The organism is Mycoplasma parvum str. Indiana (assembly GCF_000477415.1).
Lineage (GTDB): Bacteria > Bacillota_I > Bacilli_A > Mycoplasmatales > Mycoplasmoidaceae > Eperythrozoon_A > Eperythrozoon_A parvum.
This window is the reverse complement of record NC_022575.1, coordinates 198,353-225,073: the sequence shown is the minus strand read 5'-3', so window position 1 is coordinate 225,073 and position 26,721 is coordinate 198,353. Positions and strand designations below refer to the sequence as shown.

Below are 26,721 nucleotides of genomic sequence, written 5' to 3'. Positions count from 1 at the left end.
CTAAGTTTTAAATTTCTCTTCTTTTAATTTTTTTGCTTTTTCTTTAACTTCTTCAATATCTCCTACGAAGAAAAATGCTTCTTCAGGAAGATCATCAACTTTGCCTTCCAAAATAGCTTTAAAAGATCTTAAGGTATTTTCTCTTGTCAAATATTTACCTTCAATATTTATAAATTTTTCAGCAACAAAGAAAGGTTGAGAGAAGAAATTCCTAATTTTTCTAGCTCTAAAAACTAATTTCTTATCTTCATCACTTAATTCATCAATACCTAGAATAGAAATAATATCTTGAAGCTCTTCATATTTTTGTAGTACTCTAACTACCTCATTAGCCACTCAATAATGTTCAGCTCCTACTACTCTTTCTGTCAAAAGATTAGAAGAAGATAATAGCGGAGAAATGGCTGGATAAATACCTAAAGCAGCTATTTTTCTATCCAAAACAACTTTTGCATCTAAATGGGTGAAGATTGTTGCTGGAGCAGGATCAGTTAAATCATCAGCTGGAACATAAACAGCTTGAACAGAGGTAATAGAGCCTGTTTTTGTTGAAGTAATTCTTTCTTGAAGCTTTCCCATTTCATAAGCTAAAGTTGGTTGATAACCAACTGCAGAAGGAGTTCTACCTAATAAAGCTGATACTTCTGATCCAGCCTGAGAAAATCTAAAAATATTATCAATAAACAATAAAACATCTTTTGATAGATCATCTCTGAAATATTCAGCAACGGAAAGACCGCTAAAAGCTACACGTAATCTAGCTCCAGGGACTTCATTCATTTGACCAAAAAGTAATACTGTATTCTTTAAAACTCCAGAATTTTCCATTTCATGATATAGATCATTTCCTTCACGAGATCTTTCGCCAACTCCCACAAAAATAGAAAGACCTCCATGTTGTTTTGCCACATTATGAATTAATTCTTGTACAATAACTGTTTTTCCAACTCCAGCTCCCCCGAAAAGACCAATTTTTCCTCCTTTTGCGAAAGGAATTAATAAATCAATAACTTTAATTCCTGTTTCTAAAAGTTCAACATTGTCAATTTGATCTGAAAATTTAGGAGGATTAGCATGAATAGATCTAGTTTCAGTTCCTTCTAGTTTTGGTAATTTATCTATAGTTTCCCCCACAACATTAAACATTCTTCCCAATGTTTCCATTCCTACAGGAACTTTCAAAGGTTCTCCAGTTCTTATCACTTTCATACCCCTAGACAATCCAATAGTTTGAGTTAAAGCAATAGCTCTAACTCTACCATCACCCAATAACTGGGCAACTTCAAAAACTGCTTTTAAAGCTTCATCTAATTTACTCTTAGAATCAAAAACTTCTATTTTTTCATAAATAGCCGGTTGGCTATTAGAAGGAAAAACCATATCAACAATAGGGCCAGAAACTTGCGAGATATAACCTTCCATCGTTATTTTTTCTTTCTTAATAGCCTCAACAGACATTAACTAATTAATATTTAAAAAGATTTTTAAATATTTTTAAGAATATAAGTAAAACTTAAACTTTTAAAATAGACCTATTTTTTAAAAGGTTGAAGTGAAATTTAAATTTATTTAACAAAGAATTTGCAATTAAAATAAATTTTATTTCCCTTTTTTAATAATGGCGGTTATGGTGAAATGGTCAACACACCTGATTGTGGTCCAGGCATGTATGGGTTCGAATCCCATTAATCGCCCCATTATATTAAATTATTAAGGTTTAGTTACTTCTAAATAAAAAATTTCAATTTCTAATAAAAAATTCATGATTCACTCCTATAAGCTTGATGGAACATTAACTAAATCAATAGAAAATCATTATTTAATTTATGAAAATGCTTCATTATGAATATTTTTTCTACCTCCCTTTCAAACAGAATTTTTAAATGAAATTGAAATAGATATACCTTCTACAAAAAACAAGGGAGTTAATTTTAAAACCAAAAAATATACTAGCTCTACTAATAAATTTCCTATTTTTTGATTTTTCTGAAAAGATCATTGATTTAATATATTGCTTACTTTACAACCAAAAGATAAATATTCTATTTATTTAAATATAGCTACCCCTCCCCTAATAGAGGAAAAAGCTTTTAAATATATAGATTTTGAATTAGATATGAGACTTAACAGTAAACAAGAATTGAATTTTTTAAATAGTGAGATTTATGAAGCTCAAGCTCTTAAGTTTAAATATTCCAATAATTTAAAAAAAGAACTTTCTAAAAATATGAGAAGAATATTTGTCCTCTTAAAAAATAAATGATTTCAAAAGCTTGTAACTAATGAAATGATTTCTTTTTTATGGGAACAAACAACTTCTATAGTGGGCAAAAACAAAGAAGATATTTTGAAAAAAAGTAATTTAACAGACTTTAATGAAAGATTAGAAATTTCTGAATTTAATTAATTTTTTATTTACCAATATTCAATTTCAAAGCAGAAGTAATTTCTGAAATTTCTTGAGTAATCTTAGATTGTCTAATTTTTTGATAAATCAACTTATATTCAGCTAATTTTTCTTCTGCAGATTTAACTGCATTAGTCATTAAATCTCTTCTTTGTCCATGTTCAGTTATCTTAGACTCTAAAAGAGTTTCTAAAATAGTTCTTTCCAGATAGGCTGGAAATAATTCAATAATACACTCAGAAGGATTCATTCGATATTCGTGAGTACTATATTTTATTTGAGCTTTAACTTCTCCAAAATAATCTTCAGTAAAGGGTAGTAAAGAAATATTTTTTATACCTTTTCCAAACTGCTGAAATATTATATTCAGGTGATAACAATTTCTAGTAATAAATTCTTTTAAAGCCAAATTAGCTGTTGTTTCCAAATTAAGAACTAATTCGCTAACTTTAATTTCTGAAGAATAATTTTTAATAATTCTATTCTTCAATCAAGTATTTTTCATTAAATTGAATAGCTTTTTACCAAAAACTATTAAAAATCCATCTTTAGGAAATTGTTTTAATAAAAAATCAAGAATTTGTTTATTAAATCTTCCACAAAGGGATAAATCGGTGCCAATGACAATTCACATAGCTCTTTTATGGCCTTTTTCGCCAATATAAACGAATTTAGAATTACTAATTTTGTAATCATGTTCAAAACTACAATAAAATTTTTGAAACAAAAACTTTAATCCTTCAACATAATCTCTTCCTTTTTCTTTTATATCTTTATAACTTTTTAACTTAGTTGAAGAAATCAGTTGTAAAGCTTCAGCTATTTTCAAAATAGATTTAACATCTCTAATTTTTTTAGAAATAGAAATTAAATTAGACATTATTTATCTAATTTAACTTTTTCTTTAAATTAAAAAAATTAATTAAATTTGCATTTCTTTATTAACAGAAATTAAGAAAGATTTATATTCCATCTTAAATAAAGCAGACATAATATCTTTAGCTGAAGCGCTTACTTTTTTATTTAAAGCTAATTCTCTATAAAGGGGGTGTTTTCTTCAAGTTTTTAATATTTTTTTAATAAATAGAGGAATCCATTCGACTCTTCCAATTTCCATTATTAACTTACTTGCGATTAAAAAGAGAAGAAGCACTTCATCTTGAGGGCTATAAGGATTTAACGGAGCTTGAACAAGAATAGGTAATATTCTTGAACCTAAAGCTAAAGTATCTTTAGATTCTTCATTTAAATCTGAAGAAAACTTGGAAAATTCTAAAAGTTCAAAATATTGAGAAACGGCAAGTTTTAAGGAACTAGTCATGCTTTTAATTGCAATTTCTTGGGCTGAAGCTCCAACTCTTGAAACTGAATTAGATAAATCTACAGCAGGTCTTTGACCTGAATTAAATAATGTTGTCTTGAGAAATAATTGCCCATCAGTAATTGAAATAACATTGCTGGGAATATAAGCAGAAATATCATCTGATTGAGTTTGAATAATCGGAAGAGCTGTAATTGAACCTCCTCCATTTTCTTGAGAAAGCTTTCCAGCCCTCTCTAATAATCTACTATGTAAATAAAAAATATCTCCAGGAAAAGCTTCTCTTCCTGGCGGGAAACTTAATAAAAGAGAAAGAGTTCTATAAGCAATAGCATGTTGTGTTAAATCATCATAAACAATTAATACATCTTCTCCCTTTCTCATTCAATATTCAGCTATAGTAATTCCTACGAAAGGAGCTAAGAATTGTAATGCTGGGAGATCAGAAGCGCTAGCTACTACAATAGTTGTGTAATCTAAAGCTCCAGCTTTTTCCAAATCTTTAAAAGATTGGAAAACAGTAGAATTTTTTTGACCAATAGTCACAAAAACACATTTAACATTCTTACCTTTTTGATTTACTATAGCTTCTAGGGCTAAAGTAGATTTACCAGTTTGTCTATCTCCAATAATTAATTCTCTTTGTCCTTTCCCTATTGGTATTATGGCATCAATAGCTAAAATGCCGGTATACAAAGGTTCGCAAACAGAACTCCTTTCCATAACTTCTGGAGCTGGACCTTCCACCTGTTTTCATTCTTCTACTGCTATTCTTCCTTTTCCATCCAGTGGCTCGCCAAAGACATTAATAATTCTTCCAGAAAGAGCATCACCTCTAGGAGCTAAAAAACTTTTTCCTGTTCCTACTGCATTCATTCCTTCGGAAATCAAACCATAATCACCTAAAACTACCGCTCCAACACTACTTTCTCTCAAGACTAACACAAGAGCCGGTATTGATTTAGGTCCAATCATAAGAACTTCATAAAGAAAGCAATTAGACAATCCAGATAAAATAAGAATTCCATCTGAATTGGAAAGAACCTTTCCAACTTCTTCGCCCCTTAAAGAAACTTCATTATCTTGTATTAATCTTTTAAGAGTTTCTGCAAATTCATTTAATCTAGTTGTAGACACTTTTTAATAAAAAGAATTAGAAAAAACTTTCTTTCTCATATTATCTATTTTTTTTGCTAAAGAAAAATCAAATACAGAATCTTCATGTTCTAATCTAATTCCAGCTATTAAGCTGGGATCAATAAAGGTCTCTAATTTTAATGCTTTTCCAAATTTAAGCTCTAAAATTTTTTTTAATTTTCTCATTTGAACGATTGAAAGTTTTTTAGAGCTAAATATTCTAATATAGACTTTTTCCAATTCTCATTCAAGTTGTGAAATTAATTTTTCCAAAAATAAAGAAAGATATCTAATAAGACCTGACTTAAATAACAAATCGATTGTAGAATAAAGATATTTTTGTTTGAAAGAAAAAAGTCTAATTAATTCTTTTACAAAAAGTTCCTTTTTTTTGTCATCTACTCGAGGAGAACTTAAAAAAACTTCAAAATCAGGAAATTGAATTAAAAAAGATAATAAATTTCTAGATTCATCCAGAAGAAGTCTATAGTCTTTTTCTTTTGAATAACAAGACATTAGAGCTACAGAAAATTTCAAAACTTTTTCCCTATCGTTAATAGAAAAATTTTTCATCTTAATTTAGAGCAACTTCTGAAGATTTCTCTTCTTTGGGTTGAAAAACTTGATTAATGCTATTTATATAGTTATTAATTACTTTAGTATGAATTTTTCGATTAAGAGAAGCTCCAATAAGCTTTTCTGTAAGCTCTACAGAAAGACCTATAACCTTATCATTTATAGTCTTTTTAGCTTCTTCTTCAATTTCTATAACTTTCTTTTTACTTTCCTCAATAATGGAACTTTTTATCGCTTCAGCTTCTTGTATTTTTTGAGAAAGAAATTGTTTTGCCTTTTCTCTCTGTTCTTCCAAAATTCTTTGCTCATTAAGCTTTAATCTTTTTTGTTGAATTCTTAATTTATTTAAAGCTTCTTGAGTCTCTTTAGTAGCTGTAGCTAGCTGAATATGAGCCCTATCTAATTTATTTTTTTGTTTTTTTATAAAAGCATCAGTAGGTTTTCAAAAATAATAAATGATGAAAACAATAACAAGTAAAGAGCTAATAAAGTGTAAGGCTATTGTTCGCGGATCGGGAGTAGTCAAAAAACTTATTAAACCATTTAATTTTTGACTTAAAGTTTCTTCCTTCATAAAATACAAATTAATAATTTTTAAAAAAGTTTGCTAATTATTTAAAAATAACAATTATAGCAACAATTAAGGCATAAATTGCCACAGATTCGCAAATTGCCACAGCAACAATATATTGTTTAAAAATTAAAGCTTCAACTTCAGGGTTTCTTGCTAATGCTTCTACAGCTTTTCCCCCAATATATCCTTGAGCTAAGGCTGCGCCAAAACCAGCTAATATAGCTATCCCTCCCCCAATAGCACTAGCTGATTTACTGCTATTTTGGAAAAGAGGAAAATATTTAAATAGAAAATCTAAAAAATTATTCAATTTAATTTATATTTGCTTTATATGAGGTTTCCACATCATTATGATGATGCAATGACTTAGAAGATAAAGACCAATAAGTCATAGTTAAAAATAGGAAAATCGTTGAATGTAATACAGTGTCTACTACATCAAAATATAAATGCAAAGGAATTGTAATAAAACTTGTAAAGATTGATCCTGATAGTCCTAAAATGTCTTTTAATGGACTAATAACATGACTGAACATAAATAAAAATAAAGTTCCTGCAAAATAATTCCCCCATAATCTAAATGCTAAAGAAGCGGTTTTGCTGAATTCCCCTAATATAGCTAACACATCAGGAATTGGAAAAATTTTTTTCTTCTTTCTTTTAATTCAGATACAATAATCTGAAAAAAACCCTCAACTTCTTCCTCTAACTCCAAAAAGTAAAGTTCCAAAAAAAACCAATCCAGAAAGAGTTAAAGGAACTAATAAAAAATTAAGTAATCCTGGAAAACCTAACATATTTACTATTCCACAAGCCCAAAAATAGAGCATTATATAGATAAAAAATGGAATAGCAAATTTATTTCTAGAACCTAGTAACTTTATAGTATTGTTTTTGATTCATCTAATTAATAAAAAAACGATGAATAAAAGTTTAGGCAATTTATCGTAAGAATCAGTTCTATACAAAGCATCTTTATAATATGCGCCCAAAGTAAAAATAAACATCATCGCCAAAAAAACTCCAAAAGCGATGGTTGGGACTTTAACTTCATTTTGATAATATCCATTGTCATTATTTGACGAAAAGAATAATTCCATAAAATTCATATTTTTACTTAAAAAGCCTAAATTCTAAAAAATAATTTATAAGTTCAATTGGGAACATAGATAAAAGTAGTGAATAATCTCACTGCAGGAATAACTAATATTCCTGCTACTCCAAATCATTTATTGAAATAATATTCACTACTCCAATTTTTCGCTTCGAAAACACTTCCCAAAAATACAAAAAATGTTAATGCAAATAAATTTAATCACTGAGAAAAACATAATTTAGCTTTAAAATCAAAAGAACTTTTTGTCTTATCTTTATAACTAATTCTTTCCATCGCTCAAAAAGAATAATTACTTTTTAATAAAGATAATCTAAAAAGTCTATTCAAAATTTCAAAATTTTTACAGGTAAAAAATACTTGCGCTCCAGCAGTGAAAATCGCTGTGATTGTGGCTGGAAATTTACCACTTGCGACTCCATTATTCGAAAGTAAAAAATCATATATAATGGCGACACTAACATAAATGCTTAAAGAAATCATGGAAGTAAGAAAACATATTCTATATCATCTTTCACTCTCCAAGCTCTACTAAATTGCTAAATTTTCTATATTAATTTCTTCCTCGGCTTTCAATTTAAACTGCTTCAATTGTACTCTTCTTTTTCTTAATTGTTGTTGAGCATATCTAAAAAATTCAATAAATTTTTTATAACTAACACTTAAAACACCCAATAACAAACAATGAATAACTCAAAGGATTACTCCAGTAGTTTTAGTCAAATCTTTATCATCCATTAAAACATGTAAGTGTTTTGTGGTAGGATGCATTCAACCAAAACCATTAAATGTTCCTAAAAGTACCATAGCTGCCCAACATGTTAATAATCAAGCATTAATAGTTCATCAAACTCACATAATTAATTTATTTCTAGAAATTAAAAAACTTTTATAAGAAGGAACTTTTAAGAGATGAAAAAATTTATTTCTATAAATTAAAAAAGAAATTAAAAAAACAATAAAACCTAATCCAGAATAAAAAAGAAGCTTAAATTCTGTTCTCCCTAAAGTAGTTGCAATTAAAATTCCAGCAATAAGCATCAAATGAAAGAAAAATCCAATAAAAATTCCAAAAACAATATCTGGAATTAAATTAAAAAATAATAAAGGTTTTCTTTTAATACCCTTTTGGGTATTAAAAAGACCTAACCTTATTAACAAAGAATAAAAATTATTTTCTAATTATTCATATAAGGAGGATAAGAATATTTATTCAAAAGATTTTCTATTAAAGCCTTATTCTTTTTAGGATTCAAAAAGAAAAAGCCAATTAAAAAGATCACAATAGAAGAAACTACTAAAAACATTAAAGGAACAAATATTACCATAAATAAAACATTCTTACTACTATTTGAATCAAAGATTTGGGTAAAATCCTTATTTTGGGCGATAGCAAAAAACAAACTCAAGAGGAAAAAATAATAAAAAATTTTCCTACTAAAGCAATACTTAAAATTTTCGTTTTCACCAAATTTATTATTTTCCCTTCTCGTTAGGAAGAAAAACAAGAAACTCATTAAAGAGAATAAAGCGCAATCTTCAAATAAGCCTTTTGATGAGGATTCTTGCATTTTAAATTTATTCTCAGTAATGCAATATATGATAGCTAAAACACTAAATACTAACCCAGCAATTAAAAAATTAGAAAAAACCTGCTTTCACTTTAAATTTTTAAGGGGTTTTTCTGTAAACACATAAACTTTTCCACTTCTAATTTCTCTTTCAAGCCTTTCTAAGGCTTTAGTTCTAGAAACTAGATATTCAAAACTATCTTCATCTTTATTTAATCTAGGATCTCCGAAAACTCATCTTTCAGTTTTAAATAAATTTCTATAAACACTATGACCTGCTCAACCTCTAGCTCTAGGAGAGCTAGAGCATTCTGAGTCACAACTATCTTCTCCGCAACAGTTCCCATCCTCTTGAGCTGCCAAATTTTCCTCAAAATTTCTTCTGAAAACTTCTTTTTTAAATAATTCACCAAATTTTTTCTTAATTTCTTCAACAGTATTTGACTTTAAATCTAGTTTATAACTATTTAAAGTTCAAATATACAAATAATTAATTTCATCTTCTAACTCATCTTTATCGAGACTAAAGGACTCTAAATCTACAGAAGAATTATTTAAAGAAGCGAATAAATTTTCAATTTTTTCATTTTTGGAGTCTTGCGACAAAGCATCTTTAAATGTCTTAACAAGCTCTTCAAAACTTTTGGGATCTCCTAAAAGTTGACTAAGTTTTTTTAGTAAATCAAAAGAAGAGGAAATAAACTCAATACTTTCTTCTTCTCCAACCAGCAAATCATTTAAAAAGAGGGTACAGTGCGATAATTTAGTTAAATAATCTTTTGTTTTTTCCAACGCCTCAACAAAATATTCTTTATCTTTATCGAAAGGCATTTTTTCATCCATTCTTTCTAAAACCAAATTATCCAATTTAATAATTTTTATCTTTAATTTTGGGCATCAAGCGCTAACTTACAAACAGGTTGGTGTTTTCAAAAAAAATGAAAAACCAGCCAACTAGAATCTCTTTTGATTTTAAAGAATTTTAACTCCATAAATAAAAGAAAATTATAACTTAATTCTCTAATAAAATTACTCGTTTCTAAAGAATTAGAAGTATTTCAAAATTGTTGATTTAAAGAATATGAAAAACATCTTAAAAAAGATATTAAAGAATCTAAAGAATAAGACATTTTTCGCAATAAAAGTACTCATTTTTGAATTTGATTAGTTAAATACAAATCTAAAAAAGTAAAAGGATTTTCTGAAGCCTCACAAATCTTATTAGATTTAATAGAACCTAAAACTATTTCCTTTGTTATTTTTTCCCCCGAAAAAGAAAAAATTTTAAGTTGTTCTATCACTCCTTTGAGTTGAAGACAAGAAAAAAGTGCCCCCTCTTTGAGAAATTCAATATATTCAGAAGAAAGTTGCAAATCATTTTTTTGAAGCAAAGTATTTAAATATTTATTTCTAATTAATACTCCAGGAGAATAAAGTCAATAATTTTTGTCTTCTAATTTATTCAATATTTCTCAAGACAAAGCTATTTTATTTTCCACAAAAATAGTAAATAAAATTTTTGTATTTTCGAAACTTATATTATTGAAAAGTAATTGTAAATCAGAAAGTTTACCTTTATAATCCTCAAATATGTAATGAGTGTAGTTCTCAAATAAATTCAATTGAGTGAGTGAGCTTTTTACTTCCTCAAAAGAAGCTCTTCTTAAATGTAATAACTTTTGTTGAGAAAATTTTTCTAAAAATTCTTCAACTTTAACCTCTAAAGCATCCAAATTTTTAGAAATATAAATTCACAACATCATTTTTTAATTATTCCTATTAAATTTGTATAAAAAAGAAATTCCTAAACAAAGTAAAGAAAAAAATAATAAAAAATAAAAGATCTCTATAGAAGAGCCTGCTTCTCTAGGTAAATAAAGTTTATTCAAGCTAAAAGAGGATAATGAGTTCATAAAAAATTCATATAAATTAGTTCCAAAATTTGCAACAAATTTAAAAGGTCAAATAAATAAATAAAAAAGAAATAAACAAATTATGATAGGGGTAAATAAGAATTGATTTAATCCTGCAATAAGAAATAATTTTTTAGTTTTAAAAGAAAAGAAAAATAAAGAAATTAAATAAGCAGTTAAATTTTTCAATAATAACTCATTTATATTAGTAAGTCTTAATTTACTAATTAATTTAAAAACTAAAGAGAAAAAATAAGAAAGGACGAAAGAAAGAGAGCTTATAGCTGAAGGAAATATTAAAAAAGTAATTCAAATAGACTTAGACCATGTAGTAAGGGGAGATTTTTTCTCTTTCTTAATAAGACTTAATTCACCCACTTCTTCAAAAAATATTCTTGTAGAGGGGATTGAAAAAGCTGTAGCTCAAGAATAAAGAAAGAGAGAAGAGAGGAGAAATCCTTTTTTCAATATTTGAGGCGCAAAAGAAGGAATCAATTTAGATAAAAAATTTTTTAATAAATGCATATGAAATCCACTAATAACAATTAAATGAATGAGGGAAAGATCTCTAAAATCTTGTACTAAAGAATATATTTCTTTATCTTTTTTATTAAGCAATAAATAAGAAATAAATTTTTGAGTGTTCCCTTGATAGTTAGAAGAGATCACTTTATTTATTTGTTCTTGCAAAAAATAAATAAAACTATCTAATTTAAGATAATTACCTAATACATTAGAGATAAAAGATCATAAATAAAATATCACACAAATTCCAAAACTAACAAAAAGATAACTTGTTAGTCCTAGCTCAAAAATATAAATGAAAAAAATGAAAGATATTGCAAAAAGAATGCTATGTCATTTAAAGATGGGTATAAAAGCGTAGAAAACAAGCAACAAAGAAGAAAATATTCATTGAATTTCAGAAAATGATTTTCTTTTAAACAATTCATTTTCTTAATATCTAAAAAATAATTTTTTGAATGAATATTCTAGTATCGAGAAAATATTTTCATATTGAAATTAAAGTAATTATTTCAATATTTTTTATAGCAAATTATTGCAAATATTCAATAAAGAATATATCCCAAAACTATTATTAAGAAAAAAGATAATATAGGTCTATTAACTCACCTAACTTGTCAATAAACAACATATTTATCATGATTATTAAACAATCAAGCATCTAAAAAATAAAAAAATAACAACAAAGTATTTATTGCTACTGTAATTAATAAAATAATCAATCCCAAAATTGAAAGATTTTTTCAATAAAAAGAAAGCTTTTCTAATCTGGGAAAAGTTTTCACTCAATTAATTTTTGGAAAAACATATGAAGCTCCAATTAGTAATAATCCAATAACAGGCAAACTTAATCAATAAAACATCATTAATAATCTAGTTGCTAAATAAATGTCTTCAGCGCTCGATATACTCTGAAAAAAGAGCATTTAACTCTTTTTTACTAAAAAACTAAAGTTGAGAGTTTATTTCAGAATAAAATTCATATTCTTCTAAATAATCTCTATATTTTCTCTTTTCTTCCAATAACAATTCTTTTGGGGCATTATCACAAAAAGAAGTTCTAGATAATATTTTCTTGGATCTTTCAACTTCTGAAAAATATTTAGAAAGTTCTTTTTCAATAAAACTTTTGTAATTATTTATTGAAAGATTATTAATTTGCAATTCAAAATATAATTTACCTACTTTTATGGTAGGCAAATGTTTTTCTGTTCTTTTAGTCGAGAAAGAAATTAAAAATTGATTTAACCTCTTAAAATAAGGTAAAAGTTCCTCAACCTGAGTTTTAAATGAATCAGAAATTGAAGGGGAAATTAATTTGAATTGAATTTCTTTTGAAAAATCTATCCCAAGTGAATGATAAAGCTGTCTAGCTTTTGTTATATATTCAAAAAATCAAACTTTTTCATTTATTTTTTTAGTCCACCATTTTCTTGGATAAAACATTGTAGAGAAAACTGGTTTAAGATCTTCTGAAAATATTTTTTTATGAATATTTTCAGAAAATTCTGGTAAAAAAGGATAAAGAATTCTCAAACTTAATTTAGTAATATAAGCTAAAAATCTAATACTGTTTTCTTCTATTTGCCACTCCAATTTCAAAAGTTCTAAAAATTGATTAGAAATTTTTTCAGTAAAAAAAGAAATGATTATTTTTGATAGTGAAAAAAAATCATAAGAAGAAAAAAGAGCTTCTAGTTCTTCAGAAAGAAAGCTAAATTCTTTAAATATTCATCTTTTTGCCCAACTAAGAGATTGAAAATCAAATTTAATTAATTCTTTCTCGAAAATGCTCTTGTCCTCTCAAGAGCTTAATTTATTTTCAAAAAATTTGAATAAATGTTCTAATTTATGAATAAATTGGATAGATTTTTGAAAAATATTTTCAGAATATTTTAAATCTCTATCATAATGAGTATTTGAAAGAAAAGCAAATCGAATAACATCTGAAGAGAATTTTTTATATAACTCTTCTGGAAGAATTCCATTTCCTAAAGATTTTGACATTTTCTCTCCTTTATCATTTCTAAGAATTCCATGTAAAAATACATTTTTAAAAGGAGGTTTCTGATTGAAATGGAGAGATAAATAAATCATTCTAGACACCCAAGGAAAAAGAATATCCTTTCCAGTAATCAAGGTTGTAAAAGGAAAAAATTTATCCTTTTCCTTGGGCTTCCCCTGAAAAACTATATTAGGCCATAAAGCTGAAGAAAATCAAGTATCTAAAGCTATTTCTTCTACTATAAATTTATTTGGATCTCCTATTTTAGGATTAACTCTAAATTTTTTGAATTCTAAATCATAAACCATATTCAACTTAATACCTCAAGATATTTGTCTCGATAAACATCAATCTTCCGTTCTATCTAAATAATCTAATAATCTTTCTTTCTGGGAAAGGGGGAAAAGTTGAAATTTAAAACGATTAGATCTAATAATTTTTGCCGCTTCTTTGGCCAAAATAGAAGAAGATAAAAATCATTGTTCAGTTAAAAGTTTTTCAATTATTGTATTGCTTTTTTCTGAATAAGATAACTTAGTTTCATATTCTTCTATTTTTTCTATTTCACCATTAGATTGCAATCATTCAATAATTTTTTCTCTAGCTTCTAATCTATCTAAACCAGAAAACTGACCAGCTATCTCCAATAGTTCTCCCTTAGCATTAAAAACTTCTATATAATCTAGTGAATTTTTTTCTTTTAATTCTCAATCTATACTATCATGAGCTGGCGTACATTTCATCACTCCAGTTCCAAATTCTTGAGAAATAGAAGAATCACTTAAAATAGGAATTTCTCTTTTAATTCCCGGAATATATACTTTTTTAGAAATGAAGGAAGAATATCTTTTATCTTCCGGATTAACAAATATAGCTACATCTCCAAAAATTGTTTCAGGTCTAGAGGTAGCTACTAATAAATAACTATTTGGATTATCTGCGAAGTAATACTTTAAGTAATAAAGCTTTGAATTTACTTCTTTATGTATTACCTCACAATCTGCTATTACTTCTTGTAACTTAATATCTCAATTAACTAATTTCTTTTTTTTATAAATTAGTCCTTGTGAAAATAAAGTAATAAATCTATCTATAACAAAAGCCTTAGACTCTTCCTCTAAGGTATATCTGGCCTGAGAAATATTCATAGAAGAAGAAATAAGACTAAATTGAGAGAATATTTTTTCTTTTAATTGAGATGCATATTTATGCATCTCTTCTAAATATTCTGCTGAACTTAAGGCAGAAAATTTATCTCTAAAAAGAGAATCAAATTTAGATTGAAAAGATAAGCCGGCATGGTCTACCCCTATAGCCCAATAAGTAAAATTCATTCTTATTTTGCATCATTTATAACAAAAATCTTGCAAAATAATATTTCATAAATGACCTAAATGTAATGTACCTGTAAGGTTAGGGGGAGGGAGAAGAAGTGAGTGACAACTCACTTCTTCTCCTTAATTAATCACTAATCCGATGTTTTATTAACAGCAGTTAAAAGTTGTTTAATTTGTTTTTCGGTAGGAGTTCTTCCTAATTGTCTATATAATTCTCTAATTTGTGAAGCTTTAATTCAATTCTCTTTAGGATCTCTTTTGTAACGTTTAACAGCTAATTTATATCCAAAATAAAAACCTATTATTAAAGTTACGCAAGCTGCGCAAGCTCATGCTATGTTCTCTGCTTGGCCGCAACTTTGCTGAAAAAACAAAAAAATGTTCTAAGAAAAAATTTATTTTCTTCTCCTACTTTTTCATTTTTTAAATTTTCATCCAATGATTACTCCAAAAACAAAAGCAAATGCTAAGCCTGCCCCTCACCATGCATCATTACTGTAAAAATCAATATTTAAAAACAATTCTTTAAAACAAAACTTCACAATTTAAATTTAAAACTCTCTTAACTATAACAAGAAGATTTAATGATGTCAAAATCTAAACTTTTCTCTTCATATTTTTTATATAAAAAATCAAAACTACATCTATTTTCGTCATTTTTTTCCAAAGTTAAAGGAAAAGAATTTATTTCTAAACTAATTTCTTTTTTATCAGAATTTCCATTTAACTTTATTTTCTTTATTGATGAATAGTAGTCATAAAGATGATAAATATATTTTCCACTAATACTTCCTTTATTAAAAACATTTGAATCAATTTTTAAACTGTCTTTTTCTTTGGAAGTGATTATTAATTGATTTTTTGAATCATTAGAAGATTTAACTCAAATATTTAATACAGAAGGAGAAAGAAAACACTTCTTTTTTCCTTGAAGAGGAGAAAAAAATAAATTATTTATTGTTGAAAAATAATTATTCTCGCTATTATCCATTAAAAGTCCACATTCTCGAGAAACATTTTGATAATAATAGGAAATATTAGGTTTTTTGGGTTTCAATAGCTCTTTACTTTCTATTTTGTCTGGCTTTGTGAAAGAAGAGAAAAAAATGACATTTATAGCATGTTGCAAATTAATTCATTTAGTTATTAAATCAAAAAAATATTCAATATCAATATTTTCATTATTCTTTCCATCAAAATGTTTTAAAGTGCAATCCAAATTATTTTCCAAATTAATTTGTAATTCTTTATTGTCTTGTTTACTTAAACAATATTTGTAATATCTATAACTTCCCAATTTTTCTAAAGGAATTTCTACAGTAAGTGATTGTGAGTCTCCTCCGAAAAGCTTTGCATTTTCTTTTGTCCCCTCGCCTGCTGCTTGAATGTTGTGATTGTCAATATTTAAATTTGTATTACTTGTTTGTCGAGAAGAAAAAGAAGAAGTAACTATTTCTTCTGATTTTCTATTAAATTCAAAAAACATTCTTACTCTAGTATAAAGCCCATTTAAAGAGGAATGAGTTCAATTTAAATTATTTTTAACAGTCATAAAAGTAAATCAACCAAATAAAGGAAGACTTGTTAAAAATAATAAAAAACTTTCCTTAAGGTACATTAATTACTTCATTTATTTGGTTGATTACCATTAATTAATTAAATTGGCTTTTTAATTTTTTCCTCCATCGAATTTAAACCATTCAAGTGTAAATTCTAGTTGACTTGTTTGAATAATTCCTTCTGGTAAAGAGCTTATAGCATAATCTTTTTTTAAATCAGATTAATGGAAAATAATGGAAAAATTAGTTAATAATAATAAAGAGGGTAGCTACAGAAATTGATAAAAAGGAAAATAAAAAACTTCTTTAAAGAACAATTAAATTTAGAACCTTAATTATTTGCAAATAAAGCTAGGTCAACTCTCTAAAGTTAATTTTTGAGATTCAACTAATTTATAGAATACTTCTAAATTTCGATGACAAACAGGTAAATCTTTATTGTTTAGAGAATATTTTCTTTCAGAAAAAAACTTGAATATAGGAAATTTTTTATTTTCATTTTCCTTTTGGCCATTTAATTTTTTTCTTGATAATCAGTTATCAAAAAGTGAATAACTTAAATTTCCTGAGATAATACCTTTATTAATTGTTTCTATATTTAATGCATTCACATCTGAAGATATAGTTTGAGAAGAATTTTGACTTCCTTTATTTTTACTATTATTCAAATCTAATTCAACTCTCATTGATATTGGTGAAAGAAAGCAATAATTTGATTTATTAGTAGAAAATAAATCTTTAAGAATTGGTTTTATTTCTCCAGAGGAAATATAACATTCTTGTTGAATTTCTTGCATTTTCTTAGTAAGGGTATTTCCATTTTTATCATTTGAATTTTTTTCTATAAAGTTAGAGTTTTGATTATTTAATAACAATACATTAATCGCATGTTCTGTTTGAATTAATTGAGAAATTTTTCTCAATAATTCTTTAATTAAACCAAAATTTTTATGACTTGTTTGTCGTCCTATTCAAATAGGATCGCATAATTTTCTCTTTCCAATGTCATTCAATTCTGAAGAATTTGTTGGTGATGAATCAGAACTAAGTAATACTTTTTGCGCTAAGATTGAACCTTCAGGAAGGCAAAATTTTCATCAATTTTCTTCATTAATTCTCCTAGTTAAAAATTCGGCCACTAAATCTGGTTTCTTTTTCTGAACACTACTCTTTGTTGCTTTTACAACTTCATAAGAAGAAGAGCTACTATTAAAATCCCCCTCAGAAAGTTGAGCAACTTTAGGATTAAGGTTAGAAAATCCTTTTATAAATAATCCAACTTTAGTCGTTAAACCTCTAGAATCATTTAATTTGAGAATATTTTCAGGCTTTTTTTCATACATTAAATAAGATGTTGTAAAAAAAGGAACTGTAAGGGCGGCAAATACAATTGAATTCTTTCAATTAATAAGATTCAAAAGTTTCAATTTAAAAAAAAATATAAAAACTAAACAAAACTATTGTTTTTTCAGTTTTATTCAGCTTAAACTTTTAATTTTGAGTTTAAATTCAAAAAAGAATTAAACAAAAGGCAAGGAGCTTTTGCCCCTTAAAAAACTTTTTTAAAAAATTGTTTTAATTACTGAAATATATTAAAAATAGTTATTTATGGCCATTAGAATGATTCAAAACTAAATAATTTATTATTTCTTTTTATCTAAATTTTCTAAATTTAGTTCAAATACTAAACTAGGTGTGTTTCCTTTTTTAGTGTTTTCACTTGAAACTTGAAAAATTTGCTGAGAAGCTTGGCGAAAACTATTTTTAGAATTGATAGAAGTTGCCGTCGATTCTTGATTATTAACTAACTTTAATCCTTCAATATATAAATGAACTCTTGTTTTCTTTTCTTTTAAGGTTTCTAAATTGAAGCTTGTGTCTCTTCCCAACGAATAAAAAGTAATTAAGGGTAAGCTCCCTAAAGATAAGAAAGGCAATCCTTTAAAAAGATATAAATAAAAACTTTTCATACTAATAAAACACTAAGTTAAATAAAAGGATATCTCTATCCTTTTCTAAATTATTGTTTAGATGGCTTTTATTGCTTACAAATAGAGGGAAAAGAATTAGATTGCGAAGAAATTTTTTCAAAAGTTAATGTTTTAGATTTAACTAATTCGTACATTTTTTCTAAATCACAGACACTATCATTCTCTTTTTTTCCATTCGAAGAAGAATATTTTCTTTTTAAATCCATTCTAAAAAGAATTGCTCTATTGTTTTGGCTGCTATCATTTGCATTACTTTTAACTTTTTTCAGGGATGAATTTGATGAATAATCAAAAAGAGCATAATTTAATCCCCCTGAATAAATTCCTGTTTTAATTAATTCTTGCGTTATAGCAGAATTTGAATTATTTGTTGATTGAGCAGATGAGGCAGATTGATTACTGTGAATTTTTAAATCTAAAACAACTTTTGAGGTAATTGGGGATAATAAACAACTTTTTTTATCTGAATTAGAAAAAAATAATTCTCATAAAAGATCTTTTTTTGTTGTTTTAACTGAAATATTGCAACTCTCCGAAATATCTTTTAATCTCTGAGAATTCCCATGTCCATTCTCCACAAAAGCACCATTATTTTGTTGAATTTCTTTTTTTAACTTATGAAGTCATAACATATTATTTGCATGTTCAACTTGAATGAATTGAGAAAGTTGTTTCAATAAATTTTTAATTACATCAGGATCATAATTCTCCTTAGATCCTGAATCATTGAAGAGCTTTAATTCACAAGGTGGGGATTTATTTTCTAATTGTGCTCGTGAATTTGAAGTTACTGAAGTTGAGGTAGAACTATTGGAAGAATTTTTTTTAAGTTTGGAAGTATCAGTCAAACAAACTTTTCATAATCTTTCATTATTTAAATTGTCAAGAGGGAATTCTGCAACTAAATCTGGTTTTAACTCCAAATTTTGACTATTTCTTCCGCTTTCTGTTGATAGTTGATTGATTTCATAAGAATTACCAAAAACTTTAGAATTTTCTCTTTCAATTGGAAAATTAGTTTTTACATCTTGACTTTCTAGTCCCTTAATAAATAATCTAACTCTAGTAACTAATCCAGAAATTTTATCTACATTAGAAACATGGAAATTTTTCGATGTTAAAAATGGAAGAGTAAGTAAAGGCCCAGTAAAAAATGTAAAAATAACTGAATTTTTTAAAAATCCTAAATTAAGTGTCAGATTAATAATTAATTATTTCTAAATGATTCTTTTATTTCTAAATATTCTGCGTAATTAAATCAAAATTCAGAATTTTTTTATATTTATTTGATCTCCAGAATTTCTATTTTTAATAATTGAAAAAACAAATATTAACTCAGTTATTTTTAGGTTTTTTAATAGAAAGAAAAATTAAATTTGAATTTTGGAGGTTAATTTTTATCTTTTAGATTTACTTGGCGAATAATCTTTAATTAGCTCTGTTCCCCAAATTAGAACAAAAAGAAATCGGCGTCTTATATTGTCTTTTTGGACTTTTCTTTATTTTATTTCTTTTAGAGTGTTGACGAGAGCGAAAGGACATGAGTTACATAGATTTTTCTAAGTATTTAATTTCAGGTTTCTCTAATCTGCCCAAAATTTTTACAACTCTTCTTTTTAAGGCGAAAGAAGAGCAGTTCTATCAGAAAGCTGGTTCTTCTTCTGATATTTCCAGAGTTTCTTCTAAATTAAGCTTAGATGGTAAAAAATTCTCGCATCTTGACAGAGGAACTAGAATATCTAAAAAACAAAAATTCATCTAAGTACTAAATAAAAAGGGCATTAATACCCATTTATTTTTTAGACAAAAAAGAGAGCTTTAAAAAATGAGTTCATATTCATGAGAATTATGAATGATTAAACAAAATAGTTTAATAGTTAGTGTTTTATTTGTTATTTCAGCCTTACTAATTGTTTGAGTTATATTGGAAATTTATAGAACAGAAAAGAAACTTTCTTATAGAGAATTAATAGATCGATTTAACTCAAAGAAAGAAAATTTAAAAGAGCGTTTAACAGAATTTATTAATGAAAAAATAAGAAGATCTTAGAAAATTAAGAAAATGAAAATGTTTAAAGTAGTACTAAATTTCAGCAATTAAAAGAAAATTGAAGGAAAACATAAGTAACTTGGGGGAGGAGGAAAAATGATGAATATTAAGAGAAGAAAGATAAGGTGAGTTGGGGTAAATGAATATGTTATTTTGGTAGCGTAGCGACATTAGTTCCTGCCATTGGCGGCGGGCTTAAATCAGGTACTTTCGCAGAAAGAGTAAAAAGGGATGTTGAACAAGGAAATGCAGTCGTTGTACTAGAGGGTAAAGCTGAAGATCAAAAAGATGCTGTAGAAATTGGCGATCCTCTTTATATTAGCGTGACTTCTTCTTCTTAATATTTAGGAAGAAATCAATCATTACAAACACTGAATAGCTTATATATTCTAATTTCGTTTGCTGCTGGAGCAGCTGGAACCGGAATTACATACACGACGAAAGAAAATACTTCTTTTATTGGACAAAATAGAGTCAAGGATAATTTGACTAAAAAAGAAATAAAAACATTAAAACAAGATGACAGTGTCAGAGAAATTCTTAATAGAGTTTTGGAAAAAGGAGGAAACTCCAACTTAAAAATAAAACAAATTATTGTAAAAAATGATTCTAAGAACCAAAAAATGAACGATCTAGAAGAATGGTTTAAGGATATAACGAAAGGAATTATTGAAAGTGGTTTCAAAAATTCAAGCTTGGAGACGGAAAATATTGGGGAATATTTTTCACGAAGAATTAACTCGGAGATAAAGGGAAATTTTATAAAACAAAATGATGAAAAGCTTGAAATTCTGGTTGATAGCTGAGTTCAAGAAGTGACAGAACCTATTGTTAAAAATATTATAGAGAATTGTGGTTTTTATAAAGAGAAATGAGATTGAGCGGCTGGAGTTGATGGTGTCTTTCAACAAGGAGTTACTTGAAACACAGTGAAAAACAAAAATTTAGGTAAAGTTACTGAAGAAAATATCGGCAAAGTATACAAAAATAAATGCGGACTTAAAATCGGGAGGGGACAAAGCATTACTTGAGCCAGTTATTGACCCCAAGAAGGATCTGGACCGACCTTATCAACACAAGGATTGCGAAATAAAAATGTGGAATGAGATCGTAATATAGGAAATTTACTAAAAAAATATAGCATAACAGTTGCTAAGCAGTTGAAAGAAAGTGTTGGTGTTGAATCTTTTGTCAAAAATAATGTCAAAAATAGATTTGAAAAAGATTGATTTGAATCTAAAAACCAACCAATCAAAGTTTGAGAAAAAGGAATTAATAATATAAGTTGAAAAATTTAAAACTTAAAAAAATATCAATTCCCTTATATTGTGAGTTAATTTAGAATAAGTAAATTCTAAATAAGTTTTGAATTCTGCGGGAAGCCTTTAAAAATTTATTAGAACGGAACTTTAATTAACTTTTTTCTTTCTTTATAAATTGTTTAGAAATTATAAGAAGCATTTTCAATAAATAACGAATTTTGAATAGTTTATTATATTTTTTGATTCCTTTAGCCGCTGGATCGGCTGGGACAGGAATTACCTACATATCCAAAAAAGATACTTCTTTAATTGAAAAAAATAAGGTCAAAGACGTTTTAACCAAAGAAGAAATAAAAAATTTAAAAATAAGCAATAATGCAAAAGAAGTTCTTAATAAAGTTTTAGAAAAAGGGGGAAAAAATACGAAATTGAAATTAAAAAAAATTATTGTAAAAGGTGACTCTCAAAATCCAGAAATGGGAACTCTTGGTAAGTGATTTAATGCAATAACAAAAGAAATTGTTGAGGAAGGATTCAAAAACTTAAATTCTGAAGAAAACTTAAAAAATGTTGGAAAATATTTTGCTAAAGAAATTCAGCAAAATAACCGAAAAAATTTCACAACTCCAAAAGATGAAGAACTTGAAATTAAAGTTGATGAATGAGTTGCAAAACAAATAGAACCTGTTATTAAAGAAGTTCTTGAAGGTTGTGGATTTTATAAGAAAAGTTGGAATTGATCCGCTGGAGTTACCGGCGTCTTTGTGGATGGAGTTAGTTGGAATAAAGTACAAAGCATGTCTTTAGGTGATGTTAGTGAAGATAACATAGGAATAGTATACAAGAATAGATGTGGAATTAATGTCGAAAAATCAGGCTTTACTTGAGCTAGTTATGGAAACGGACAAGCAGGTGCTGGCCCAACTTTACAATTACAAGGATTACGAAGAAATGATGGACAGTGAGATCAACAAATGAATCAATTACTGAAACAGCACCGTGAAAACATTACAGAACAATTGAAAGTAAGTTTTGGTATTAAAACATTTGTAACTAACAGCATAAAAAGAAGATTTGAACAAGATTGATTAAAAGATGGAGGGCAAACAACCAAAATTTGAGAAAAAAGAATTGATAATGTAAGTTGAGAAATTTAGAACATAGAAGAAATTAATAATGTTCTTTTAACTTAACTTTTAAGACACTAATTAATAAAACATTTATAAGTTTCATTCGCGGAAAACAGTAAATTTTGAATATTTTGCTATGAATTTTGATTCCTTTGACAGCTGGTTCTGCAGGAAGTGGAATAGCATATATATCTAAAAAAAGAAGAAAATTCTTTCAAAGGAGGAAAAATTAAGAAAGTTTTACAAAAAGAAGACATAGAAAAAAACAAAAACTTTAAAAGTGAAATTAAAACTCTTTTAAAAGAAGTTTTAGTTTCTAAAAATAAAAAATCAAAAATAAAAATTCGAAAAGTCAAAGTAAAAGAAGAAGATTCAATTAAAACTAGTAAAGAATATATTGAATCTTGAATTTGAGGAATTACTAAAGAAATAATTGAAGAAGGCTATAAAAATAAAGAAGATTTAAAGGTATTAAGTAATATTGGACAATATTACAGTAATTTAATTCAAGAAAATAAATCTAATCAATTTAAAAAAATAAATGATGGAGTTATTGAAATTGATATTGACAGCTGAGTAAAAACAGCTTCCGAAAAAACAATGAAAGAAATTATTAAAAACTGTGGATTCTACAAGAAAGGGCTAGATTGATCGGCCGGACTATCAGGTACATGAAAAAAAGGAATGAATTTTACTTCTGTGAAACAAAAAAATATCAAATTTAACGGGGAAAATGACATTAAAAAAGTATTCAAAAATGAATGTGAAATTGAAGTTAAAGATTCGAGTGATGGAATTAGTTGAAATTCAATCACAGGACAAAGTGCGGGTCCAGTTATTAAAGTAGGTTCAATATTTCGTGGTTTAATAGGAAATGGTGATAAATGAGATATTGAATTCGAACAATTATGAAAAAAACTTAAAAATGAAGAAAAAAGAAGAATTAAAGAAGGTTTTGGAATAAATTCATTCGTTAAAAAAATTCTTAAGGAAAGTTTTGAAAAAGAATGATTAAAAGGGGAAGGAGAAAAAACTAAAGTTTGAGAAACGAGAATTAATGATATAAGTTGATAAATTTAAAGCTGATGGACACAGTGAATAATGTTCTTATCATAAATTTTTCCAATATTTAAAAAAATTAAATTTTCAAACTAGAACTTAATAAAAAGAAAGTTTACTTTGATTTTCAACATTCTAGGATCTTAGATTTTTCAAATAAATCTTGCAGATTTATTTTTTTAATTAATGAAAAAAATTAATAAATGGCGGATGCGGAAGGACTCGAACCCTCAGTTAATGGTTTTGGAGACCATTGTTTTTCCTTTAAACTACGCAACCAAAATCTAGTTTTGGTAAAGATTAAAGAATATTTTAAAAATTCTTTAATCTTTTTTCTAACTATAATTATGTACTTCCCCGAATGATAACCTTAATTTATGGGGCATTGTAAATAATAAAATTCTTAAATTTATTAATTTTTTAACAATTTAAAAAAATAAGTGATTTTAACTCTTAAGGAGCAATTAAAAGAAGCTCTCAGAGAAGTTTTAGTTAAGAAAAATTTTACTCTCCTATTGGACAAAATTGAGCTAGAAGAATCTAAGAATTCTAAATTTGGATTTTTTAGTACAAATTTACCTTTTCTTATTTCTTCCACTTATAAGAAAAACATCGAAGAAAGTGAACAACTTCTCTTAGATTCATTAAATAAACATGAAGAAATACCAAAAATTGAAGCAGTTCAAGGATATTTAAATTTCTTTATTTCTTCTAATTTAATAAAGAACTTTTATAAATCTTCATTAAAAAGAAAAAAAATAATTGCTTTTTCCAATAATGAAGAAAACAAAAAAACTAAATATTTTATAGAAATAGTATCAGCCAATCCTACAGGAATTCTTCATATAGGACATATTAGAAATGGAGTTATTACTGATACTCTTTCAAATATATTAGAGTACAACAACAACTCAGTATTTAGAGCTTATTTAATAAATGATGCTGGAACTCAAATAGAAGAATTAATTAAATCTATTCATACTTTTTACTCCTTTATATCTAAAGGAGCATCAATTAATTTAATGGAACATAGCATTAAATATTCCGGAAATGAAATAAGAGATTGTGCGCAAGCTATTACTGAAAAATTTGGACACTATTGAGAATTAGATAATGAAGAATTAACGCAAAAAATTAAATTATTTGCAGTTGAATTTTTTGTAAATCTAATTAAAAAAGAATTAGATAGTCTATCTATTAAAGTGGACAATTGAGACTATGAAAGCAAAAAGTGCAGCGAGTCAGCTTTAACTCACTTAATCAAAAAATTACAAGATTTTATATATTTAAAAGATAATGCTCTATGATTTAAAACTAGTTCTTTTAAAAAAGAGGGAGATGAAAAAGATGATGTAATAGTAAAGAGTGATGGTAATCTCTCTTATTTCGGGCAAGACCTAATTTATCACTTATACAAATTAGAATTTTTAGGAACTAATGGAATAATAATTAATACTTTAGCTGAAGATCATAAAGGACATATAGATAGAATGAAAGCATTCTTTTCATCTATAAATGTTCCTGAAAGTTTAGTGAAATATAAAACAACTAAACTTTCTAGATTGATTGTAGATGGCAAGAAAATTGTTTTTTCTAAGAGAGAAAATATTTTTCTCTCTTCCGAAGAATTAAAAGAACATCTATCTAAAGATGAAATTAGGTGATTTTTATGTTCAAGAGATGAAGAAAATGAGTTAGATATAGATCTTTCAAAATTAAACAATAAGGATTACAATAATCCTATTTTTTATATCTTATATGCTTATTCTAGAGCTTTAAAAATTACTGAAAAAATTAATTTTGAGTTAGATGGGGTTGAACTTTCTTTTGAAAAGTTAGATAGTGAAATTGAACAAAGCTTAATTAATTCTATTCTTGCAGTTGAATTTCATTTTCAAAAAGCAATTCAAAACTTAAAAGTACATATTATTTCTAATTATCTTTATTCTCTTGCTAAAAAATTTCATACCTTTTATGAAAGTTTTTCAATAATTAATGATTCAAATAGGGAAACTCAGTTAGCAAGGTTAGCTTTAGTTCAATTAGTTTTGAGAATTTTTAAAGAATTTCTTCCTTTGTTTAGAATTGTTCCAACGGCTTTAGCTTAAACTGGAATATTTTTAAAGCCACAAAATGGCTCTAATTAAATTGATAATTTAAATATTTTTTTAAAAATTACAAACTAGTAGTTGGTGGGTGGGGCAATACATTTCACGAAAGTTTTGTGAGTTTTGATTCCTGTAACTGCAGCGGCTACTAGTACTGCTACCATAGAAGCAACTAAAGGGGAAACATCTTCCGTTAATGGAAGAAAAGTTAATGAAGTTTTAACAGCCGAAAATCTAAAAAATTCTAAAAATTTGGACGGAATCGACAAGATTTTAAAAGAAGTGATGGAAAAAAAGGGACAAGGGAAAGCTCACATTAAAGTTAAAAAAGTAACATTAGATGAAAAAAATACTTTAAATGAACAGAATGAAGAAAATTCGTGATATAAAAATATTCTTAAAAAAATAGTAGAAGAAGGATATAAATGAGAAACAGATGATGCTAATATTGAAAAAAATGGAAAATATTATAAGAAAAAGGTAAAAATAGAGAAGAAACAATTATTTCAACAAAACGATAATGAAACATTGAAACTTAATTTAGAACAATGATTGGAAGAAAAATGAGAGATTGTGGTAAAGAAAGTGATTAAAAACTGTGGTTTTTATAAGGTTGGTGACAATTGAAGTGCCGGATTAAACGGAGTATATGAAAATGGATTTAATTGACAAACAACCAAAAGTAGCAATGAAGAAAAAAATAAAGAAGAAAAAATTGATAAATGATTCAAAAATAAATGTGGATTAAAAATAGGAGATGGTCCAATAAGTTGGAATTCGTGAAACGGAGGGGGAAGTGGTCCTACCGACAAAACTCAAAATCAAGGATTAACAAAAGATGGTATACAATGAGATAATCAAATTCAATCATTTTTTAAAAAAGAAAAAGAAAAAATTAAAAAACAATTTAAAGAAAGTAGAGGTGTAGAACAATTTATAAGTAGATTGTTGACTAGCGAATTGGAACAAGATTTATTTGAAAAAAATAATAATATGATGAAAATTGGAAAAGAATGAATTGATAGTGGTAATGGGACATTAATAAGTTGACAAACTTAAAGTAAAAACAATGAAAAATAGTT

At 26.6% G+C, this 26,721-nt stretch carries 29 protein-coding genes and 2 tRNA genes; 10 read left to right on the top strand and 21 right to left on the bottom strand.

The genetic code is table 4. The features are described from left to right. Positions 1-1,458 (bottom strand): F0F1 ATP synthase subunit beta, encoded by a 1,458-nt coding sequence (gene atpD / locus PRV_RS01160; RefSeq protein ID WP_022769487.1) that lies wholly within the window; start codon positions 1,456-1,458, stop codon positions 1-3. A gap of 163 nt (positions 1,459-1,621) precedes the next feature. Between atpD and PRV_RS01155 the strand changes: the two genes are divergently transcribed. Together PRV_RS01155 and PRV_RS01150 are read left to right on the top strand one after the other, a co-directional pair. Beyond that, positions 1,622-1,697: transfer RNA gene (locus PRV_RS01155), tRNA-His, on the top strand. Between the two features lie 65 nt (positions 1,698-1,762). Next, positions 1,763-2,407, top strand: a complete 645-nt coding sequence (locus PRV_RS01150) for a DUF402 domain-containing protein (protein WP_022769483.1) — start codon at positions 1,763-1,765, stop codon at positions 2,405-2,407. A gap of 4 nt (positions 2,408-2,411) precedes the next feature. Here PRV_RS01150 and PRV_RS01145 read toward each other — a convergent pair whose 3' ends face one another. From PRV_RS01145 to PRV_RS01060, 19 genes are all read right to left on the bottom strand, one after another. After that, positions 2,412-3,287 carry a F0F1 ATP synthase subunit gamma gene (locus tag PRV_RS01145; protein WP_022769480.1) on the bottom strand — a complete coding sequence of 292 codons (876 nt, stop codon included), beginning with the start codon at positions 3,285-3,287 and terminating at the stop codon, positions 2,412-2,414. 42 nt (positions 3,288-3,329) lie between these two features. Then, positions 3,330-4,865, bottom strand: a complete 1,536-nt coding sequence (gene atpA / locus PRV_RS01140) for a F0F1 ATP synthase subunit alpha (RefSeq protein ID WP_022769477.1) — start codon at positions 4,863-4,865, stop codon at positions 3,330-3,332. Between the two features lie 3 nt (positions 4,866-4,868). Further along, positions 4,869-5,438, bottom strand: coding sequence for a F0F1 ATP synthase subunit delta (locus tag PRV_RS01135; RefSeq protein ID WP_022769473.1), 570 nt, complete (start codon positions 5,436-5,438; stop codon positions 4,869-4,871). A 1-nt stretch (position 5,439) separates the two neighbouring features. After that, positions 5,440-6,015, bottom strand: coding sequence for a F0F1 ATP synthase subunit B family protein (locus tag PRV_RS01130; RefSeq protein WP_022769470.1), 576 nt, complete (start codon positions 6,013-6,015; stop codon positions 5,440-5,442). Positions 6,016-6,052: 37 nt separating this feature from the next. Then, positions 6,053-6,313 (bottom strand): ATP synthase F0 subunit C, encoded by a 261-nt coding sequence (gene atpE / locus PRV_RS01125; protein WP_043896163.1) that lies wholly within the window; start codon positions 6,311-6,313, stop codon positions 6,053-6,055. A 13-nt stretch (positions 6,314-6,326) separates the two neighbouring features. Continuing rightward, the gene (locus PRV_RS01120; RefSeq protein WP_022769463.1) at positions 6,327-7,124 is read right to left on the bottom strand and encodes a F0F1 ATP synthase subunit A; all 798 of its coding nucleotides are present in this window, start codon (positions 7,122-7,124) and stop codon (positions 6,327-6,329) included. A gap of 17 nt (positions 7,125-7,141) precedes the next feature. Next, entirely contained in the window at positions 7,142-7,612 is a 471-nt protein-coding gene (locus tag PRV_RS01115; RefSeq protein WP_022769460.1) for a hypothetical protein, read from the bottom strand. A 48-nt stretch (positions 7,613-7,660) separates the two neighbouring features. Next, positions 7,661-8,290, bottom strand: a complete 630-nt coding sequence (locus tag PRV_RS01110; RefSeq protein WP_022769456.1) for a hypothetical protein — start codon at positions 8,288-8,290, stop codon at positions 7,661-7,663. A 17-nt stretch (positions 8,291-8,307) separates the two neighbouring features. Further along, entirely contained in the window at positions 8,308-9,558 is a 1,251-nt protein-coding gene (locus PRV_RS01105; RefSeq protein WP_236608073.1) for a hypothetical protein, read from the bottom strand. A 26-nt stretch (positions 9,559-9,584) separates the two neighbouring features. Next, positions 9,585-10,463 carry a hypothetical protein gene (locus tag PRV_RS01100; protein ID WP_236608072.1) on the bottom strand — a complete coding sequence of 293 codons (879 nt, stop codon included), beginning with the start codon at positions 10,461-10,463 and terminating at the stop codon, positions 9,585-9,587. Positions 10,464-10,466: 3 nt separating this feature from the next. Continuing rightward, the gene (locus PRV_RS01095; protein WP_144062297.1) at positions 10,467-11,378 is read right to left on the bottom strand and encodes a ComEC/Rec2 family competence protein; all 912 of its coding nucleotides are present in this window, start codon (positions 11,376-11,378) and stop codon (positions 10,467-10,469) included. Between the two features lie 227 nt (positions 11,379-11,605). Continuing rightward, positions 11,606-12,064 carry a hypothetical protein gene (locus PRV_RS01090; protein WP_022769444.1) on the bottom strand — a complete coding sequence of 153 codons (459 nt, stop codon included), beginning with the start codon at positions 12,062-12,064 and terminating at the stop codon, positions 11,606-11,608. Between the two features lie 22 nt (positions 12,065-12,086). Then, the gene (locus PRV_RS01085) at positions 12,087-14,591 is read right to left on the bottom strand and encodes a class I tRNA ligase family protein (protein ID WP_043896033.1); all 2,505 of its coding nucleotides are present in this window, start codon (positions 14,589-14,591) and stop codon (positions 12,087-12,089) included. Positions 14,592-14,611: 20 nt separating this feature from the next. Beyond that, on the bottom strand, positions 14,612-14,854 hold the full coding sequence (locus tag PRV_RS01080; protein WP_022769437.1) for a YneF family protein: 243 nt from the start codon (positions 14,852-14,854) through the stop codon (positions 14,612-14,614). 21 nt (positions 14,855-14,875) lie between these two features. Next, positions 14,876-15,022: a hypothetical protein gene (locus PRV_RS03040; protein ID WP_022769434.1), complete on the bottom strand. Its 147-nt coding sequence runs from the start codon at positions 15,020-15,022 to the stop codon at positions 14,876-14,878. A gap of 20 nt (positions 15,023-15,042) precedes the next feature. Further along, a complete protein-coding gene (locus tag PRV_RS01075) occupies positions 15,043-16,098 on the bottom strand; it encodes a hypothetical protein (protein WP_144062296.1) in 1,056 nt (351 codons plus the stop codon). Positions 16,099-16,374: 276 nt separating this feature from the next. Further along, entirely contained in the window at positions 16,375-17,382 is a 1,008-nt protein-coding gene (locus PRV_RS01070; RefSeq protein WP_144062295.1) for a hypothetical protein, read from the bottom strand. A 300-nt stretch (positions 17,383-17,682) separates the two neighbouring features. After that, positions 17,683-18,009, bottom strand: coding sequence for a hypothetical protein (locus PRV_RS01065; RefSeq protein ID WP_022769427.1), 327 nt, complete (start codon positions 18,007-18,009; stop codon positions 17,683-17,685). Positions 18,010-18,077: 68 nt separating this feature from the next. Continuing rightward, complete coding sequence (locus PRV_RS01060; RefSeq protein ID WP_022769423.1) at positions 18,078-18,953, bottom strand: hypothetical protein; 876 nt, start codon at positions 18,951-18,953, stop codon at positions 18,078-18,080. A 617-nt stretch (positions 18,954-19,570) separates the two neighbouring features. On the opposite strand from PRV_RS01060, the gene PRV_RS01055 reads away from it, so the two are divergent. The 6 genes from PRV_RS01055 to PRV_RS01025 all read left to right on the top strand — a co-directional run bounded on the left by PRV_RS01055 (position 19,571) and on the right by PRV_RS01025 (position 23,546). Continuing rightward, complete coding sequence (locus PRV_RS01055) at positions 19,571-19,792, top strand: hypothetical protein (RefSeq protein WP_022769418.1); 222 nt, start codon at positions 19,571-19,573, stop codon at positions 19,790-19,792. Between the two features lie 63 nt (positions 19,793-19,855). Further along, entirely contained in the window at positions 19,856-20,080 is a 225-nt protein-coding gene (locus tag PRV_RS01050; RefSeq protein WP_022769413.1) for a hypothetical protein, read from the top strand. 125 nt (positions 20,081-20,205) lie between these two features. Then, positions 20,206-20,421: a hypothetical protein gene (locus PRV_RS01045; RefSeq protein WP_022769408.1), complete on the top strand. Its 216-nt coding sequence runs from the start codon at positions 20,206-20,208 to the stop codon at positions 20,419-20,421. A gap of 144 nt (positions 20,422-20,565) precedes the next feature. Further along, entirely contained in the window at positions 20,566-21,378 is an 813-nt protein-coding gene (locus tag PRV_RS01040; protein WP_022769400.1) for a hypothetical protein, read from the top strand. Positions 21,379-21,581: 203 nt separating this feature from the next. Further along, positions 21,582-22,499 (top strand): hypothetical protein, encoded by a 918-nt coding sequence (locus tag PRV_RS01035; protein ID WP_144062294.1) that lies wholly within the window; start codon positions 21,582-21,584, stop codon positions 22,497-22,499. 573 nt (positions 22,500-23,072) lie between these two features. Further along, a complete protein-coding gene (locus tag PRV_RS01025) occupies positions 23,073-23,546 on the top strand; it encodes a hypothetical protein (RefSeq protein ID WP_022769389.1) in 474 nt (157 codons plus the stop codon). A 189-nt stretch (positions 23,547-23,735) separates the two neighbouring features. Here PRV_RS01025 and PRV_RS01020 read toward each other — a convergent pair. Beyond that, a tRNA-Trp gene (locus tag PRV_RS01020) sits at positions 23,736-23,810 on the bottom strand. A 161-nt stretch (positions 23,811-23,971) separates the two neighbouring features. Here PRV_RS01020 and argS point away from each other — a divergent pair. Both argS and PRV_RS01010 read left to right on the top strand, forming a co-directional pair. After that, complete coding sequence (gene argS / locus PRV_RS01015; protein ID WP_022769385.1) at positions 23,972-25,639, top strand: arginine--tRNA ligase; 1,668 nt, start codon at positions 23,972-23,974, stop codon at positions 25,637-25,639. Between the two features lie 84 nt (positions 25,640-25,723). After that, positions 25,724-26,698 carry a hypothetical protein gene (locus PRV_RS01010; RefSeq protein ID WP_043896032.1) on the top strand — a complete coding sequence of 325 codons (975 nt, stop codon included), beginning with the start codon at positions 25,724-25,726 and terminating at the stop codon, positions 26,696-26,698. Positions 26,699-26,721: the final 23 nt, after the last annotated feature.